Genomic DNA, 16,564 nt, shown 5'->3' on the forward strand with positions numbered 1-16,564 from the left:
GGTCAGGGAATGGCCGCATCGAACTCATTGCCGCTGTTGTCGCGCAGTAACAGGCGCGTCTGCCCTGCCCCTTCGATATCGAACGTCAGGTTGGGGTTTTCGCTGACGGCGGGAAACAGCTCAAGGCGCGCCAGGACCTGATCATTACCATCACGCAATTCGGCATGATTGATGAAGAATTCCGGGATGCCACTGACCATGCCGTTGTCCATCGGATGCGCGACCTGCAGGCGCAGGCGACTGAACTCGCCCCGCGGGTATCGACCGCCCAGCACTTCGCCGATGTGCTCCTCCCACCCCGGCTGGGTGCGCACTACGCTGGGTGCGGTGCAGCCGCCACCCGCCGCGTCGATCAGCGTCGAACCGACATGCCACAGGCCGTCGCGGGTCAACACGGCGGCGCGCAACGGGGTCGCCTGTTCGATGCGGATACGGATCGACAGCCAGGGCAAGACCCCGCTCACCGGCTGGAAATCGACGATCTTCGGCAACGGGTTCAACTCGGCCCAGGCGAGGATTTTCACCACTTCGCCCTTGAACGCCCGGGCGTCGATCTCCAGCGGTACCTGCCGGGCATCTTCGGCGAATGGCGGGGCCAGCAGTTTTACCCGGTCATCGAACACGAACGGCGCATCACCGAGCATTTGCGTGTGATAAAAAGCCCACATCACCGACGGCACCGGGTCTTTGCCGGGGTCGATGGCCGCTGCATGGGCAGCGATGGGCAGCCAGCAGGCCAGCAGGCAGCTCGCTTGCCAGTTCACTGCTGATACAGCTCGGGCACGTCATAGCGCAGGCCGTACCTGGCATACAGCGCCTTGACCGAACCATCGCTAATCATCCCTTCCAGCGCCTCCTCGACCGCATACGCCAGCTGTCGATTGCTTTCGTGCACAGCCATGCCGATCTCCCAGAGTTGCTTGCCCATATTCGGGTAGGCGTTTTCCGCCAGCGCAACCTGGGGGTCGGCCGCTTCGTGCACTTGCCAGTCGATCTCGCCGCGCATCGCCATCACCGCATCGACTTCACCCGCCTTCATCGCGGCGAATGCCTGGTGCACGCCGGGATAATGGTGGGTCTTGCCGGCGAGCATGCCGTTGAACACCGAGGTCAGGTAGAACGACGGAACGCTGTCCACCTCGACGCCGATCGGATGATGCTCGAACACTGCCACGCTGGCGACCTTGTCCAGGCGGCGACGGTCGTACGCCACCTGCCACTGTTCGTTCTGATAGGGCCCGAACATCACCACGTGGCTGTTCTCCAGTTCGCCCAGCTCGTTGCGCTTGCGCGCGTAGTCCTGGTCGTAGGGTACGCGCATCATCAGGTCAGCCAATTGCAGGTCGTGCAATTGGCTGGGACGCCAGATGTAGTCGCGCAGGTCGTCGTCGAGTTTTTCTCCCGCCGGCGCCCACATCAGGGTCAGGCGCACACCGAGTGCCTTGGCCAGTGCTGCGGCCAAGTCCACATCGACGCCCCGGGGCTGACCGGCGTCTTCGAAACTGTAAGGGGCGAAGTCCTTGTAGACCGCCACTTTCAGCTCTCCGGCGGCGATCATTTCGTCATAGGTCCGCACCTGCGCCTGTACCACCTGGCAGCACAGCAACAACGCACTGATCAACAGCGTGAACAGGCGCATGCCTTACTCCTCGACGTGGACCGTATCCAGGTAAGTGCGCACTGCCCACAAGGCTTCCTGGCTCAGGTAATCGGCCATCTTGGGCATGTAAACGCGGCCGTCGCGTACGGCGCCATGGCGCACTCGCTCGACGAACCATTCATCACCGGCGTCACCGACATCGAGCATGCGCAGATCCGGGGCAATACCTCCGGACTTGGCTTCCAGGCCATGACAGGCCGCACAATTCTGGTTGTAGGCCGAAGAGCCGATTTCCACCGCCTTGTCGTGCTGCGGCGAGGTTCGATAAGGGTTCACTGCGGCCCAGCCATCGGCATCGAGCGGCACGCCAGCGTCCTTGATCGGGGTCAGCCCCGGGGTTTCGACGGCTTGGGGGACGACGTTGCCATGAGCCCAGGCGGAACCGGTACTGATAAAACCGGCCAGCAGTCCGGCAACAAGCAAGGCGTTGCGTTTTGTTGTCATTGTTATGCCCTCAGGATTGCACGCAAAACCTCTTTAAAGAGGCTATGGCAACCATCTTAGGAAGCACCTGGCGCCAGCCCCATGCTGCTTTAGTGGCCGCCTTCTAGTCCCTTGGTAGTAGGGCTTGTGGCGCACACTCAAATCAGGTGCCCCTTGGGAAGTTTTCCCGGCCACAGCGGGATATTTTCCGTATCCGCCAACCCTCCGGGCACACCACCCTGTGCAGGCCAAAACCTCCACTGGGAACTGCAACCATGACAATAAGATCGCTACCCGCCCTTTCCCCCTTGACCCTTGCCGTACAGGCCTTCGTGCTGGTGAGCAGCCTGTCGCTCGGCACTGCCAGCCATGCCGCCACTGCAGCCGCGGCCCCTACCCGCAACGTTTCGTGGGAGGACATTGCCAATGATCACCTGACCACCAAGGACGTGCTGCAGTACGGCATGGGCACCAACGCCCAGCGCTGGAGCCCGCTGGCCCAGGTCAACGACAAAAACGTGTTCAAGCTGACGCCGGCCTGGTCCTATTCGTTCGGGGACGAGAAGCAGCGCGGCCAGGAATCCCAGGCCATCGTCAGTGACGGCGTGGTTTACGTCACCGGGTCTTATTCGCGGGTCTTCGCGCTGGACGCCAAGACCGGCAAACGCCTTTGGACCTACAACCATCGTCTGCCGGACAACATTCGTCCGTGCTGTGACGTGGTCAACCGCGGTGCCGCAATCTTCGGCGACAAGATCTACTTTGGCACCCTGGATGCGCGCCTGATCGCCCTGGACAAGAACACCGGCAAAGTGGTCTGGAACAAGAAGTTCGGTGACCATGCCGCCGGCTACACCATGACCGGCGCACCGGTGCTGATCAAGGACAAGACCAGCGGCAAGGTGCTGCTGATCCATGGCAGCTCCGGCGATGAGTTCGGCGTGGTCGGGCAACTGTTTGCCCGCGATCCGGACACCGGAGAGGAAGTCTGGATGCGGCCTTTCGTCGAAGGTCACGTGGGCCGCCTGAACGGCAAGGACAGCACCCCCACCGGCGACGTCAAGGCGCCGTCCTGGCCGAATGACCCAACCACCGAAACCGGCAAGGTCGAGGCCTGGAGCCATGGGGGCGGCGCACCGTGGCAGAGTGCGAGCTTCGATCCGGAAACCAACACCATCATCGTCGGCGCCGGTAACCCCGGCCCGTGGAATACCTGGGCGCGCACGCCCAAGGATGGCAATCCCCACGATTACGACAGCCTCTACACCTCGGGCCAGGTCGGCGTCGACCCAAGCACCGGCGAAGTGAAATGGTTCTACCAGCACACCCCGAACGACGCCTGGGATTTCTCCGGCAACAACGAGCTGGTGCTGTTCGACTACAAGGACAAAGACGGCAAGACGGTCAAGGCCACCGGCCACGCTGACCGCAACGGGTTCTTCTATGTGGTCGATCGCAACAACGGCAAATTGCAGAACGCCTTCCCCTTCGTCGATAACATCACCTGGGCCAGTCACATCGACCTCAAGACCGGGCGGCCGGTGGAAAACGAAGGCCAGCGTCCAGCCAAGCCACTACCGGGCGAGACCAAGGGCAAGCCGGTGGAGGTTTCGCCGCCGTTCCTCGGAGGCAAGAACTGGAACCCCATGGCTTACAGCCAGGACACCGGGCTGTTCTATATCCCCGGCAACCAGTGGAAGGAGGAGTACTGGACCGAGGAGGTCAGCTACAAGAAAGGCTCGGCTTATCTGGGCATGGGTTTCCGTATCAAGCGCATGTACGACGATCACGTCGGCAGCCTGCGCGCGATGAACCCGACCACCGGCAAGGTGGTGTGGGAACACAAGGAGGCCTTGCCGTTGTGGGCCGGTGTGCTGGCGACCAAGGGCAACCTGGTGTTTACCGGTACCGGTGATGGTTTCTTCAAGGCCTTCGATGCGAAAACCGGCAAGGAGTTGTGGAAGTTCCAGACCGGCAGCGGCATCGTCTCGCCGCCAATCACCTGGGAGCAGGATGGCGAGCAGTACATCGGCGTGACCGTTGGCTATGGCGGCGCGGTGCCGTTGTGGGGCGGCGACATGGCCGAGCTGACCAAACCAGTGGCTCAGGGCGGGTCGTTCTGGGTATTCAAGATTCCGAGCTGGGATAGCCAGGTAGTCCAAAAGTAAACCACGAACCCCTTCCCTGTAGGAGCGAGCTTGCTCGCGATGAACCCGAAACCAACACGGGGCACCAGACACCCCGCGTCATCGTTCACGACCATCGCGAGCAAGCTCGCTCCTACAGACCTCCCTCAGCCAGAGATCTCTTCATGAAATATCTGCCTCTAGTACTGCTACTGAGCGTTACGACGGTCCACGCCGCCGCCGACGTTCCGCTCATCATCAACGGCTGCACCATCGCCGATCACAGCCAGTGCCCCGGTGCCGACCTCAAGGGCGCGAACCTGAGTAACCAGGACCTGCGCAACATGAATCTCAGCGGCGCCGACTTGCGCGGGGCCGACCTGCGCCATGCGCGCCTGGACCTGGCGAACCTGGAAAAAGCCCGGCTGCAAGGCGCCAACCTGACCCGCGCCAGCCTGCAACAGAGCAACCTGCGCCTGGCGAATCTCACCGGGGCAAAATTGCTGGCGATCCAGGGCTGGGGCATGTTTGCCCAGGGCGCACAATTCCAGGATGCCGACCTCAGTGGTGCCTACCTGCAATTCGCCCGGCTTTCCGGGGCCAGGATGCACAGTGCCAACCTGCGTGCGGCAGATCTGGAGATGACCTGGCTGAGCAAGGCGGACCTCAAGGGCGCGAATCTCCCAGACGCGAATCTGCAGGAATCCAAGTTTGGTGAAAGTAATCTTGAGCAGGCGAACCTGAGTGGATCGCGCCAGCATTATGCGAACTTTCAAGATGCCAATATGGAGGGGTGTTCGGGGTGTCCAACAACGTGGAATAAATGAGCCGACCATATCCTCCTACGGAATGGTTTGCCTCCCCAAAGTCATGATTGATATACAACATTTTGTGGGCAGACCAAGCTCGCTTCTACCGTGGGAATGGGTGTGTTCTTTCACCCCGCCTTGCGCACCACTCCCATATCGATGCCCAGATGCACCAGCTCGGCGTGGGAGCTGACTTGCAGTTTGCTCTTGAGCAAGGTCAGGTGATTGGAGACGGTCTTGGCGCTGATGCTCAATTGCTCGGCAATCATCCGGGCCGGGGTGCCCTTGGCGAGCATCACGAAAATCTCCAGCTCGCGCTGGGTCATGCTCTTCAGGCGCGGATCGCTGGCGTCGTGTTGCGGATGGCAGGCCAGTTGCGTGGCAAGGGGTTGTTCGATATAGGCGTGCCCGGCCAGGATGCGCCGCACGGCTTCGATCAGCACCTCAGGTGCCGAGCTTTTCGTCAGGTAACCCGAAGCCCCCGCTTCCAGTGCCTGGCGCACTAGCGGTAATTCATCGTGCATGCTGAAAAACAGCACACGCAATTGCGGCAGGCGCTGACGCAGGCGGCGGGTGGTCTCCAGGCCGCTGATGCCTGGCAGGCCAAAATCCATGATCACCAGGTTCGGTACTGCTTCCTGGACGCGGATCAAAGCCTCTTCGCCAGTGGCCGCTTCACGCACCTCCAGGGCGGGCAGCAGCGCGCGCAGCAAACTGGCGTAGCCCTGGCGGACCACGGCATGGTCATCAACCAGCAGAATATTCATCACACCTCCAATGGCATGTTCAAGGCCAGCGCCCAACCGGCACCGGGATGGCTGATAATCCGCAGCACGCCGCCCAGGCTGCGGGCGCGCTCGCACATCGAGTACAGGCCGACGCCCGGTTGCTGCGGTTGCCGGGCGCCTCGGCCGTTGTCGCGCACCAGCAAACGCAAGCGCCCACCCTGATGCTGCAGGCGGATCCGCACCTGGCTGGCATCGGCATGGCGCACGATGTTGGTCAAGGCCTCCTGCAGCAGTCGATAAAGATGGGTTTTACTGCTGCTGGACAACGCTGGCATCTGCACGCTGACCCGCAGCTGGCATTCGATGCCCTGGCGCACCTGCCATTGCTCCACCAGCAAAGCCACTGCCTGCTCCAGGGGCAGATGCTGCAGTACTACCGGGTAAAGGTCCTGCACCAGGGCGCGAAATCCTTGCTGCAGATGCTCGCAGTTGTGTTCCAGTTCGCGCACTGTGCGTTCCACTGCTTGCGGCTGGTCCGCGACCCAGCGCAGCAGACAGGCCTGGGCGCGAATACCCGCCAGGTACTGGCCGAGGTCGTCGTGCAGGGTCTGCGCCAGATGAGTGCGCTCCTGCTCCTGCTCCTGCACTGCCAGCAAGGTCCGGGTCAAATGCGCGTTATCGGCGCAAGCCTGCTCCAGCGCCTGGGCCATCTGATTAAAATGCGTCGCCAGCTGCCGTGCTTCAGGAACCCCTTCGGTGGCCAGGCGCACCTTGAGCTGGCCGTCGGAAACTTGCTGCAGTGCTCGGAGTAATTCATCGAGCAGGCCCATGCCGCGGCCAACCGCCCAGCGAATGGTCAGCAGGCTTACCAGCAGCGCAAGGCCGCACAATGCCAACAGTTGCTGGAGGGAATCCCAGACCTCGTCGATCTCGTCACGCGGATCGACCGCAATCTGCACCCGACGGCCATCCTGCAGCTCCAGCACCCGCTCGTGGTGCCGCGCCTGGGCAAACAGCACGCTCGCAAGCCACGCGTCCGGGCCATGTTGGGTGCCCGCCCGAGGCGCCTCGCCGGGTTCCAGCCAGCGCACCCGCACATGCCGCAAGCTGCGGGTGAGCCCGGGTTGCAAACTGGCCGGGTCGCGCCCGGCCGTTTCACTCAGGTACTCGACCACGGCCTGGGCCGATTGCAGTTCGCGCTCCACATCCGCCAGCGCCTGATGCAACAGCAAGCCCGTGCACGCCAGCGTCACCAGGGTGAAAAACCCGCACACCCAGAGGTTGATTCGCCATAGCGCCGACATGCCTAGCGCCCCGGCGTCGCGGAGAACACCGCCAGCGGCGCGGGGCGCGAGCCATGCAGTTTATCCACGCCGATCAGGCTGAGGATCAGCAGGAACGGCAGCAGTAGCGCTTTGAAAATCCGCATGGCCCAGCGCCTCCAGAGGTCGTGGCTGTTACAACCCATGCTAAAACCGCGCCGCGCAGGTGGAGTTACTACCTTGGTACTGGCTGACTGGTACTTTCTGCATATTTCTTATCGCCCTTCGGGTTCCTATGCTGGCGCTACCTGGAACGGAGTGCACCATGCGCCAGCTAGCCCCCTACGCCCTGACCTGCCTGCTGGCGATCGCCTGCACCGCCCTGCCGTCCGCTCACAGCCGGGCCGCCGAGGCGCCGTTGCAGGTGCGGATCGGCTACCTGGGCTATCGCCCCGACCCGGGTCCTGTGCTGTCGAACATCATTGCCGAACCGGACGATGCCGGCTTGCGCGGCGCCGAACTGGCGATCACCGACAGCAACAGTACCGGGCGCTTTCTCAACCAGAGCTACACCCTGGTCGACGGCAGTGCCGACAGCCCGCAAGCCCTGCTCGAGGCCGCCCAGGCGCAACACCGGCAAGGTCTGCGGTTGTTCGTGGTGAACGCCCCGGTCGACAGCCTGCGCCAACTCAGTGCGGCCCTGCCCGACAGCCTGCTGTTCAACGCTGGCAGCCCCGACGACAGCTTGCGCACCACCGACTGCCTGGCGAACGTGCTGCACAGCCTGCCCAGCCGGGCGATGCTGGCGGACGCCCTGGCGCAGTTCCTGGTAGTGCGCAAATGGCAGCGGGCGCTGCTGATCGTCGGCCCGACCGCCGACGATCAAGCCTATGCCGCGGCCCTGCGGCGTGCAGCGAAACGCTTCGGCTTGAAGCTGGTGGCGGAGAAAGCCTGGAGTTTCGACAACGACCAGCGCCGCAGCGCCCAGGCCGACATGCCACTGTTCACCCAGACCGCCGAGTACGACTTGGTGCTGGTAGCCGATGAGCGCGGCGACTTTGGTGAATACGTGCCCTACCAGACCTGGTACCCACGCCCCGTCGCCGGCACCCAGGGCCTGACCCCGGTGGGCTGGCACAAAACCGTGGAAACCTACGGCGCCGCGCAGTTGCAGAAGCGTTTCGAAGCCCTGGCCGGACGCTGGATGAACGACCGGGATTTTGCCGCCTGGATCGCCGTGCGCAGCGTCGCCAGCGCGGTGAGCAAGCTGCGCCAGGCAGATCCCCTGGCAATCCGTCAGCTGCAACTCAGCGATCAACTGCCCCTGGACGGTTTCAAGGGCCGCAAGCTCAGTTATCGGCCGTGGAACGGTCAACTGCGCCAGCCCATTCCTGTCGTGCAACCCCGGGCGCTGGTCAGCACCTCGCCCCAGGAAGGCTTTCTGCACCCCTTCAATGAGATGGACAGCCTGGGCTACGACAAGCCCGAGGTCAGCTGCCGCTTTCCCTGACCCCTGACGTTCAACAACTACAACAACAACAAAAAGGAATTCGCCATGCGCCGCACCCTGCTCTCATGCGCCCTGCTACTCGCCGCCGGGCATGCCGCGGCCAGCACCGCCTGGGTCTCCAACGAGAAGGACAACAGCCTCAGCCTGATCGACATGCAGACCCTGCAAGTCACCGATACCCTGCCCGTCGGCCAGCGTCCACGAGGCCTGTTGCTGTCCCACGACAACACGCTGCTGTACATCTGCGCCAGCGACTCGGATCGCGTGCAGGTCATGGACGTCGCCACGCGCAAGATCATCAAGGAACTGCCATCCGGCAAGGACCCCGAGCAGTTCGCCCTGCACCCTAACAATCGCTGGTTGTATGTCTCCAACGAAGACGATGCGCTGGTGACGGTGATCGACACCGAAACCTCCAAGGTGCTGGGCCAGATCAGTGTCGGCGTCGAACCCGAAGGCATGGCCGTCAGTCCCGACGGCAAATGGGCGGTCAACACCAGCGAAACCACCAACATGCTGCACTGGATCGACACCAGCACCCAGACCCTGGCGGACAGCACGCTGGTAGACCAGCGCCCGCGCTTCGTCGAGTTCACCCCAAACGGTGCGCAATTGTGGGCCTCGGCGGAAATCGGCGGCACGGTGACCATTCTCGACGTTGCAACCCGCCAGGTGCTCAAGACCCTGACGTTCCAGATCAAGGGTGTGCACCCGGACAAGGTGCAGCCGGTGGGCATCAAGCTCAGTGCCGATGGCAAATACGGCTTCGTTGCCCTCGGCCCGGCCAATCATGTGGCGGTGATTGATGCCAAGACCTTCGAGATCCTCGATTACCTGCTGGTGGGCCGGCGAGTCTGGCAGATGGCGTTTACCCCGGATCAGAAGCAGTTGCTGGCCACCAACGGGGTCAGCGGTGACGTATCGGTGATCGATGTCGACAGCCTCAAGGTCAGCAAGTCGGTCAAGGTTGGACGTTATCCGTGGGGCGTGGTGGTCACGCCATGAACGCCATGAACGCGCTGGAGGTCAGCGACCTGAGTTTTGCCTACGGCGCGCGGGAGGCGTTGCGCAAGGTAAGTTTCAGCCTGGCGCCAGGGCGGTTTGCCGCATTACTGGGGCCCAACGGCGCCGGCAAATCCACGCTGATCGCCTTGCTCACCCGACTCTACGACCTGCAACGCGGCGACATTGTCGTGGGTCAGTGCTCACTGCGCACTACGCCACGCCCGGCCCTCAGGCAGTTGGGTGTGGTGTTCCAGCAAAGTACCCTGGACCTGGACCTCAGCGTCGAACAGAACCTGCGCTACCACGCGGCGTTGCATGGCCTGGGCCGCCGCCAGACCGCGTTGCGGGTCGATGCCGAGCTGGCCCGCCAGGGCCTGACCGAGCGGCGCGGTGAACGGGTTCGCGAGCTCAATGGCGGGCACCGCCGCCGGGTGGAAATCGCCCGTGCGCTGTTGCACGAACCGCGCCTGCTGCTGCTCGACGAGGCCAGTGCGGGCCTCGATCCAGCCAGCCGCCTGGCCCTCAACCAGCATATCCGCAGCCTGTGCCGCGAGCAGCAGATCAGCGTGCTCTGGACCACTCACCTGCTCGACGAAGTGCAAGCCGGCGACGACCTGTTGATTCTGCATCAAGGACGCCTGGTCGCCAGCGGTCAGGCTGATGCCCTGAGCCTTGAGCACGGCGGCGACCTGGGTTCGGCTTTCGCGCACCTGACCAACCCGGGAGCTTCACGATGAATGCCTACTGGCACTGCTTCAGCGGCATCGTGCTGCGCGAATGGCTGCGCTTTGTGCTGCAACGCACGCGTTTCCTCAGCGCGCTGGTGCGGCCTTTGCTGTGGCTGCTGGTGTTCGCCGCCGGTTTCCGCGCAGCGCTGGGGATCGCGATCATCGAGCCCTACGACACCTACATCCCCTACGAGGTGTACATCATCCCGGGCCTTGCCTGCATGATCCTCCTGTTCAACGGTATGCAGGGCTCGCTGTCGATGGTCTACGACCGGGAGATGGGCAGCATGCGCGTGCTGTTGACCAGCCCGCTGCCGAGGACCTTCCTGCTGTGCAGCAAGCTGCTGGCCACCGCGCTGATTTCGCTGTTGCAGGTGTATGCCTTCCTGGCGATTGCCTGGGTGTACGGCGTGCAACCGCCGGCCATGGGCCTGCTGGTCGCCTTGCCCGCGTTGCTACTCGTGGCGTTGATGCTCAGCGCACTGGGGTTGTTGCTGTCCAACGCCATCCGCCAGCTGGAGAACTTCGCCGGGGTGATGAACTTCGTGATTTTCCCGTTGTTTTTCCTGTCTTCGGCCCTGTACCCGCTGTGGAAGATGCGCGAGTCGAGTGAGTGGTTGTACTGGCTGTGCGCGATCAACCCGTTTACTCATGCGGTGGAGTTGGTGCGATTTGCGTTGTATGAGCGGTTCAATCCGCTGGCGCTGGCCGTCTGCGCTGCATTGACCCTGGTGTTTGCGCTGCTCGCAGTGATGACCTTCAACCCGCAACACGCGGCCCTGCGCAAATCAACCTGAGCCCGCATCGTGTTGGGCACCCCGACAGTGGAGCTTCATTCATTCACCGGGAACGGGGTGCGCAGGGTAAAAATTACTACTTTAGTACTGGTTTTCCTGTCTATCGTCGCATTCCCAAAGCACCGCGACTGGCATGTAATGGGTGCATAACTATAAGGATTGCCCCCATGCCCCGTGCCCGACGTCGCCTTCTGCGTCCCACACTCGCTGCGCTGTCCCTGAGCTTGCTCCTTTGCACCGCCCACGCCGAGACCGCGTTGTTCTCAGCCGACGGTTATCGCATCGGGTTGTACCGCAGCCCTACCCCGGCTCAAGCGCAGGGCGCGACGATCATCGACACCGCCGCCCTGCAAGCCCTGCTGAGCCAGACCCCGCGCCCGGTGTTGATCGACGTCTACCGCCGCCAATGGCTGCAAGGGAAATTCATCGAAGACCAGCCCCACGAAAATCTACCCGGCAGCCATTGGCTGGCCAACACCGGTGACGGTGACCTGACTGCGGCCTGGGCAGAGTATTTCGCGCGTAACCTTGAAGCCTTGACCCAGGGTAATCAGGCACAACCACTGGTGTTCTACTGCCGCTCCGACTGCTGGTTGAGCTGGAATGCGGTCAAGCGCGCTGCCGCGATGGGCTATAAGACACTGTACTGGTACCGCGACGGCCTGGACGCCTGGCAGGCGGCCGACCTGCCCGTGACACCCGCCCAGCCCGAACCCTTTCCCTGATCTTTACGCGTGCGTGTTGTTGCCCCACCATAATCAAAATAATGAGGTGAAAGGCTATGTACAAAATTCTGATTGCCGACGATCACCCGCTGTTTCGCGAAGCCATTCACAATGTCATCAGCGACGGATTCCCCGGCAGTGAAGTGATGGAAACCGCCGACCTGGACAGCGCCCTGCTGTTGACCCAGGACCACGACGACCTGGACCTGATCCTGCTCGACCTGAACATGCCCGGCATGCATGGCCTCAATGGCCTGATCAACCTGCGCAACGAGGCGCCGACCATTCCGGTGGTGATTGTCTCAGCCGAACAGGACAAACAGATCGTGCTGCAAGCCATCACCTATGGCGCGGTGGGCTTCATCACCAAATCCTCGCCACGGGTGCAGATGACCGAGGCCATCCAGCAGATCCTCAACGGCAACGTCTACCTGCCGCCGGACATCATTCGCACGCAGAAAAGCGGCACCCATCGGCGGATGAACGATACGCCCAGCTTTCCCCCGGAACTGCTCCAGGCGCTGACGCGCAAGCAGTTGCTGGTACTGGAGCGCATGACCAAGGGCGAATCGAACAAGCAGATCGCCTACACCCTGGAAATCGCCGAGACCACGGTGAAGGCGCACGTATCGGCGATTTTGCGCAAACTCAATGTGCACAATCGGGTGCAGGCGATCTTGAGTGCAGGGGATATAGATTTCGGTTCATACCTGCGGCGTTAAGTGGCCTGCAAGATCGGATCGTGCCCATCGCGAGCAGGCCGGCAGTACCCGCTCAAGACTCAAGGCTCAAGGCCTGCCAAGCAAATGACTCATCGCCGTCTTCAGCTTCATTGGCCGCACCGGCTTGTGCATCAGGGTGTGGCCCAGCTCGCGAATCTGCAGTTTCAGCTCGTTGCTGTAGTTGGCGGTGATCATCATGGCCGGGATCGTGCAGGCCCGGCGCGCATTGATGCGGGCCACAGCGTCCACGCCGTTCTGCTCGTTATCCAGATGATAATCGGCGATCAGCAGATCGGCGTCCTGGTGGTAATTGTCCACCTGCCTCGCCAGGTCCTGCTCTGACAACGCGGTGACCACCACACACCCCCAGGTCTCCAGTAACGTGCGCATGCCCGCGCAAATGGCTGCGTCGTTATCCAGCACCCATACCCGTGCCCCGCGCAGGCGTTCCAGCATGGGCTCACTCATCAACGGGTTGGGTAACGCCTTGGGCGCAGTCGCGCTGATCGGCACCTCGACAGAAAACATCGACCCCCTGCCCGGCCATGAACGCACGTGAATCCGGTGCCCGAGTATCCCGGCAATTTTTTCCACGATCGCCAGGCCCAGCCCCAGGCCGCGATCCTGATCCGGACGCTGCACATCGCCGCGCTTGAACTCCTGGAAAATCTCCTCCAGGCGGTTCTCCGCGATGCCCATGCCGCTGTCCCAGACCTCGATCGACAAGCGCTGGTGATGCCGTCGACAACCCAGCACCACACGACCGCTGTAGGTATAGCGAATGGCGTTGCTGAGCAGGTTGCGCAGGATCCTGGCGAGCAACTGGATGTCGCTGCGCACCAATGCCGAACAGCCGATGAAGTGCAGTTCAAGTCCCTCGCTGCGGGCCACCTGGGTGTACTCGGCGGCGAGGTTCTCCAGCAGTTCGCTGAGGGCGAACGGCGCAATGTCGGCCTTGATCACCCCGGCATCAAGCTTGGAAATATCCACCAGGGTGCCCAGCAGGTTTTCCACGTCCTCCAGCGAATTGCTGACGTTGCGCACCAGGATTTCGTTGGCCATCGGCTCCCGGCGCTCAAGCAAGGCACTGGTGAACAGACGCGCGGCATTCAGTGGTTGCAGCAGGTCGTGGCTGACCGCGGCAAGAAATTTGGTCTTCGACAGGTTGGCCTGTTCGGCTTCGAGCTTGGCCTCGCGCAGCCGCGACTCCACTCGTCGACGCTCATCGATTTCACGCAGCAACTGGTCGTTGAGGGTGGTCAGTTCCGCCGTGCGCTCACGCACGCGCAGCTCCAGGTTCTGATACGCCTGATGCAGCGCCTCGGCGGTACGGCGGCGCTCGGTGATGTCGCGGATCAACACGAAGATCCCCACCACTTCCCCGGTGGCCAGGAGATTGGGCACGTAGGAGCGCAACATGTAGCGCTCCTGGTTATTGATATTGGTTTCGGCGAACTCGAACGTCACGCTCTCCCCGGCCAGGGCCCGCGCCACATAGGCTTCCAGGCGCTGATAATGTTGTTCGCTGTGTACCTCGCGCAGGCTCTGGCCGAGCATTACGCCCCGGGGCCAGCAGTACCATTCTTCGTAGACCTTGTTGGTGAACTCGTAGACCAGGTCGGCATTGAGGTAGGCGATCAGCGCCGGCACGTGGTCGGTGATCAGGCGAATCCAGCGCTCGCTCTCGCTCAGGGCTTCGGCGTGCTGGTAGCGTTCGGTGATGTCGGTGAAGGTGTTGACGAAGCCGCCGGTGGGCAGCGGGTGAGTGCGAATTTCCAGCACCCGGCCATCGTACAGGCGCTGTTCGCATTCCTGCACCGGCCGCCCGTTGACGTCGCGGCTGGCAGGGGTCAACAGGTGCAGTTCACTGTCGGCGATCACCTCGGCAAACGGTCGGTGGGCCGCCACGGGCGCCAGGCCACTCAATTCGAGGAAGCGCCGGTTCCACAGTTCCAGCACGCCGTCGGCATTGACCATCGCCACACCCTGCGACAGGTTGTCGACCGCACGCTGCAACAGGTGGGATTTTTGCGCCACCGCCTGCTCGCGGCGCAGGGTCTCGTTGAGTTTGACGTCTGTGATGTCGGTAAACAGGATCACCCGGCCGCCTTCCTGGGTCGGCCGCTCGCTGACTTGCAACCAGCGCCCGTCCTGCAGACGATACAACAGGCTTTCGTCGGCGTGCCCACGAGGCTCTTCGGTGAACAGCCCGGTCGCGCTCATCAGCCGTTTGACCTCGGCCAGGCCCATGCCCGCATTGATCCGCACGCGGCTATGGATCCAGAACGCCTTGAAGCGGCTGTTGAACAGGACGATGCGCTGGTCGGCATCGAACAGCACGAATGCATCGGAAATACTTTCGATGGCGTCGATCAAATGCTGGTGGGCCGTTTCCGCGCGCAGGCGTGCTTCGCTGAGCAAATGGTTGCCCGACTTGAGCTCGGCCATGGCCTGGTTCAACGCATCGGTGCGCTCACGCACCTGCTCGGCCAGTACCACTGAGTGCTGGAAGGCCGCGTAGGGATCATTGCCCCGGGTGACGCCCGACTCGATGCGCTCGATCAGCGCGCTGTTGATCCGCTGCAGCTTTTGATTTTCGTGGCGCAGGCTGGCGAGTTGCGCCTGGAGTTCAGCGCTGTCCAGGGGTGCGGCCCCGGGCAATGGCAACGCCGGTGAAGGTCTGGTTGATATGCATGCCATTGAACTGTTCTCCGTAGGTGTTGAAACCCATCACCCGCTGGTCACGCAAAAATGCCCCGACCTGCTCCAGGTTGCCGCTGTTTTCCAGCTCCATGCGCCGCAGGAAACAGTCGCAGCCGAGGGTCAGCAGCAGCTCGCCAAGTCGCTCGTGCAAGCCGTCGAACAGGTCTTGCAGGTTGGGCAGCATCGGCCCCGGCGTCATGACCGTGAGGACGATGCCGTTTTCCACTGCGCAATAGAAACTCAGGCTCAGGTCCGGATGAACCTGCTGGATGGCCCGCACGTAGTACTGGTCGTTGATGCGCACCGCCAAGGGGTGCGCGGCGAAGATCCGGTGATCGAGCTCGGCCACCGGCACGCCGATGTGCCGGGCGTATTCCTCGGCGGCGGGCTCGGCATTGAGCTCAAAGACCCGCCGCGACGTGCTGTCGGCGCCAGTCACCACCAGTTTTTCCGCCCGGGGCAGAATGTGGTGGGTGGTGAACACTTCGAAATCCAGCCAGGTGTTGACCAGCACCACCACGGCCGCGTCGCTGTGGAACTCGCCGCCGAAATACACGTGGGTACGCGTGAGATAGTTGTCGTCACCGGCCGAGCCACCAAAGTGCGGGATATCGCCCAAGGCGGCGCTGAGGGCAGCCAGGACCATTTCTTCACGGCTCGACAAGCCATCGAGCAGGGTCAGGGCGAAGCTGTTGCCCTTGATCGGTGCCAGGGTATTGCTGCGACAACCGCTGACCAGTCGCTCGACCATCTGCTGGGCGTCGATCAGGCTGAAACGCTCCATTTCATCGATGAGCTCAGCGTCGATGGAGAAGTGCCGATGATCAAACCCCACCGCCGTCACGCAATTGCGTCCGTAGCCCAGCGGGGTGATTTCCCCGGCGCTGGTGCAACCGACCAGGCGAATCCCGCCAAAGCTCTGCTGCAATGCCTGGCCAAGCGCCTGCAGGTTGTATTCGGCGGAACAGAAGAACAGCACGAAGCCCAAGTGCGGATGCAGCAACTGCCGCGCCAGCTCCTGGGCCACCTGCTGGGCATCGGTGGCCTGGGACATCGCACTGACCACACCGTCACTGTAAACCTGCTGCATTGTCGCCTCCCGCAGGTGCGCGTGTATGAGGCACGAGTGTACGAACCCGGCAGGCTGCGACCTATGCTACTTGGGTAGCGGGTAGCCGCTTCGATGGGATGAGAGTCGCACCGAATATCGCAAACAACGCCCCCCTGTAGGAGCGAGCTTGAACTGGTCAAGCAATCCCGGACACCGTTTACGGTGCTTATGCCGCTTTTTGCTCCATAGCTATTGGCGACAGGTAGTTGTTGTAGCTGTGGAGCCTGGTGCGGTTGTAGTACATGAAGAAACGCA

16 protein-coding genes are annotated in these 16,564 nt (G+C 62.5%); 8 read left to right on the forward strand and 8 right to left on the reverse strand.

What is annotated here, in order from left to right; translation table 11 throughout:
- Positions 1-2: 2 nt before the first annotated feature.
- Genes IMW75_RS12220 through pedF form a run of 3 tightly spaced genes read right to left on the reverse strand, consistent with a single transcriptional unit; the run spans position 3 to position 2,104 of the window.
- The gene (locus IMW75_RS12220) at positions 3-764 is read right to left on the reverse strand and encodes a quinoprotein dehydrogenase-associated SoxYZ-like carrier (protein WP_045060446.1); all 762 of its coding nucleotides are present in this window, start codon (positions 762-764) and stop codon (positions 3-5) included.
- A complete protein-coding gene (locus IMW75_RS12225; RefSeq protein WP_045060445.1) occupies positions 761-1,639 on the reverse strand; it encodes a substrate-binding periplasmic protein in 879 nt (292 codons plus the stop codon). The genes IMW75_RS12220 and IMW75_RS12225 overlap by 4 nt, the downstream gene beginning before the upstream one ends.
- A 3-nt stretch (positions 1,640-1,642) precedes the next feature.
- On the reverse strand, positions 1,643-2,104 hold the full coding sequence (pedF, locus tag IMW75_RS12230; RefSeq protein ID WP_045060444.1) for a cytochrome c-550 PedF: 462 nt from the start codon (positions 2,102-2,104) through the stop codon (positions 1,643-1,645).
- A 254-nt stretch (positions 2,105-2,358) separates the two neighbouring features.
- On the opposite strand from pedF, the gene exaA reads away from it, so the two are divergent.
- A complete protein-coding gene (exaA, locus tag IMW75_RS12235; RefSeq protein WP_045060443.1) occupies positions 2,359-4,251 on the forward strand; it encodes a quinoprotein ethanol dehydrogenase in 1,893 nt (630 codons plus the stop codon).
- A gap of 143 nt (positions 4,252-4,394) precedes the next feature.
- Complete coding sequence (locus tag IMW75_RS12240; protein WP_205892746.1) at positions 4,395-5,036, forward strand: pentapeptide repeat-containing protein; 642 nt, start codon at positions 4,395-4,397, stop codon at positions 5,034-5,036.
- Between the two features lie 110 nt (positions 5,037-5,146).
- Here IMW75_RS12240 and IMW75_RS12245 read toward each other — a convergent pair whose 3' ends face one another.
- From IMW75_RS12245 to IMW75_RS27190, 3 genes are read right to left on the reverse strand one after another with little or no spacing between them, the layout of a single operon-like run.
- Positions 5,147-5,785 carry a response regulator gene (locus IMW75_RS12245; RefSeq protein ID WP_045060441.1) on the reverse strand — a complete coding sequence of 213 codons (639 nt, stop codon included), beginning with the start codon at positions 5,783-5,785 and terminating at the stop codon, positions 5,147-5,149.
- The gene (locus IMW75_RS12250) at positions 5,785-7,050 is read right to left on the reverse strand and encodes a HAMP domain-containing sensor histidine kinase (protein ID WP_205892747.1); all 1,266 of its coding nucleotides are present in this window, start codon (positions 7,048-7,050) and stop codon (positions 5,785-5,787) included. Before IMW75_RS12250 ends, IMW75_RS12245 begins: the two co-directional genes overlap by 1 nt.
- Positions 7,051-7,052: 2 nt before the next feature.
- On the reverse strand, positions 7,053-7,175 hold the full coding sequence (locus IMW75_RS27190) for a hypothetical protein (protein ID WP_269082902.1): 123 nt from the start codon (positions 7,173-7,175) through the stop codon (positions 7,053-7,055).
- A 158-nt stretch (positions 7,176-7,333) separates the two neighbouring features.
- Here IMW75_RS27190 and IMW75_RS12255 point away from each other — a divergent pair, with 158 nt between their 5' ends.
- The 6 genes from IMW75_RS12255 to IMW75_RS12280 all read left to right on the forward strand — a co-directional run bounded on the left by IMW75_RS12255 (position 7,334) and on the right by IMW75_RS12280 (position 12,495).
- A complete protein-coding gene (locus tag IMW75_RS12255) occupies positions 7,334-8,518 on the forward strand; it encodes an ABC transporter substrate-binding protein (protein ID WP_205892748.1) in 1,185 nt (394 codons plus the stop codon).
- 45 nt (positions 8,519-8,563) lie between these two features.
- Positions 8,564-9,523 (forward strand): YVTN family beta-propeller repeat protein, encoded by a 960-nt coding sequence (locus IMW75_RS12260; RefSeq protein ID WP_045060438.1) that lies wholly within the window; start codon positions 8,564-8,566, stop codon positions 9,521-9,523.
- 5 nt (positions 9,524-9,528) lie between these two features.
- The gene (locus IMW75_RS12265; RefSeq protein ID WP_045060437.1) at positions 9,529-10,260 is read left to right on the forward strand and encodes an ABC transporter ATP-binding protein; all 732 of its coding nucleotides are present in this window, start codon (positions 9,529-9,531) and stop codon (positions 10,258-10,260) included.
- Positions 10,257-11,048 carry an ABC transporter permease gene (locus tag IMW75_RS12270; RefSeq protein WP_205892749.1) on the forward strand — a complete coding sequence of 264 codons (792 nt, stop codon included), beginning with the start codon at positions 10,257-10,259 and terminating at the stop codon, positions 11,046-11,048. Before IMW75_RS12265 ends, IMW75_RS12270 begins: the two co-directional genes overlap by 4 nt.
- 167 nt (positions 11,049-11,215) lie before the next feature.
- Entirely contained in the window at positions 11,216-11,773 is a 558-nt protein-coding gene (locus IMW75_RS12275) for a PQQ-dependent catabolism-associated CXXCW motif protein (RefSeq protein WP_205892750.1), read from the forward strand.
- 56 nt (positions 11,774-11,829) lie between these two features.
- Positions 11,830-12,495, forward strand: coding sequence for a response regulator (locus tag IMW75_RS12280; RefSeq protein ID WP_045057702.1), 666 nt, complete (start codon positions 11,830-11,832; stop codon positions 12,493-12,495).
- A gap of 66 nt (positions 12,496-12,561) precedes the next feature.
- On the opposite strand, the gene nahK is transcribed toward IMW75_RS12280, so the two are convergent.
- Together nahK and nosP are read right to left on the reverse strand one after the other, a co-directional pair.
- A complete protein-coding gene (gene nahK, locus IMW75_RS12285) occupies positions 12,562-15,156 on the reverse strand; it encodes a hybrid sensor histidine kinase/response regulator NahK/ErcS' (protein ID WP_205892758.1) in 2,595 nt (864 codons plus the stop codon).
- On the reverse strand, positions 15,125-16,288 hold the full coding sequence (gene nosP / locus IMW75_RS12290) for a nitric oxide-sensing protein NosP (protein ID WP_205892751.1): 1,164 nt from the start codon (positions 16,286-16,288) through the stop codon (positions 15,125-15,127). Before nosP ends, nahK begins: the two co-directional genes overlap by 32 nt.
- Between the last annotated feature and the right edge of the window lie 276 nt (positions 16,289-16,564).

It is taken from the genome of Pseudomonas gregormendelii (genome assembly GCF_017114825.1).
GTDB lineage: Bacteria > Pseudomonadota > Gammaproteobacteria > Pseudomonadales > Pseudomonadaceae > Aquipseudomonas > Aquipseudomonas gregormendelii.

What these genes read in the sequence shown, in the direction of transcription:
- IMW75_RS12250 (WP_205892747.1), bottom strand. Translation starts at nt 7,050, where the DNA reads ATGTCGGCGCTATGGCGAATCAACCTCTGGGTGTGCGGGTTTTTCACC.
- IMW75_RS12270 (WP_205892749.1), top strand. Translation starts at nt 10,257, where the DNA reads ATGAATGCCTACTGGCACTGCTTCAGCGGCATCGTGCTGCGCGAATGG.
- nosP (WP_205892751.1), bottom strand. Translation starts at nt 16,288, where the DNA reads ATGCAGCAGGTTTACAGTGACGGTGTGGTCAGTGCGATGTCCCAGGCC.
- IMW75_RS12245 (WP_045060441.1), bottom strand. Translation starts at nt 5,785, where the DNA reads ATGAATATTCTGCTGGTTGATGACCATGCCGTGGTCCGCCAGGGCTAC.
- IMW75_RS12275 (WP_205892750.1), top strand. Translation starts at nt 11,216, where the DNA reads ATGCCCCGTGCCCGACGTCGCCTTCTGCGTCCCACACTCGCTGCGCTG.
- IMW75_RS12240 (WP_205892746.1), top strand. Translation starts at nt 4,395, where the DNA reads ATGAAATATCTGCCTCTAGTACTGCTACTGAGCGTTACGACGGTCCAC.
- pedF (WP_045060444.1), bottom strand. Translation starts at nt 2,104, where the DNA reads ATGACAACAAAACGCAACGCCTTGCTTGTTGCCGGACTGCTGGCCGGT.
- exaA (WP_045060443.1), top strand. Translation starts at nt 2,359, where the DNA reads ATGACAATAAGATCGCTACCCGCCCTTTCCCCCTTGACCCTTGCCGTA.
- IMW75_RS12225 (WP_045060445.1), bottom strand. Translation starts at nt 1,639, where the DNA reads ATGCGCCTGTTCACGCTGTTGATCAGTGCGTTGTTGCTGTGCTGCCAG.
- IMW75_RS12260 (WP_045060438.1), top strand. Translation starts at nt 8,564, where the DNA reads ATGCGCCGCACCCTGCTCTCATGCGCCCTGCTACTCGCCGCCGGGCAT.
- IMW75_RS12255 (WP_205892748.1), top strand. Translation starts at nt 7,334, where the DNA reads ATGCGCCAGCTAGCCCCCTACGCCCTGACCTGCCTGCTGGCGATCGCC.
- IMW75_RS12280 (WP_045057702.1), top strand. Translation starts at nt 11,830, where the DNA reads ATGTACAAAATTCTGATTGCCGACGATCACCCGCTGTTTCGCGAAGCC.
- IMW75_RS12265 (WP_045060437.1), top strand. Translation starts at nt 9,529, where the DNA reads ATGAACGCGCTGGAGGTCAGCGACCTGAGTTTTGCCTACGGCGCGCGG.
- IMW75_RS27190 (WP_269082902.1), bottom strand. Translation starts at nt 7,175, where the DNA reads ATGCGGATTTTCAAAGCGCTACTGCTGCCGTTCCTGCTGATCCTCAGC.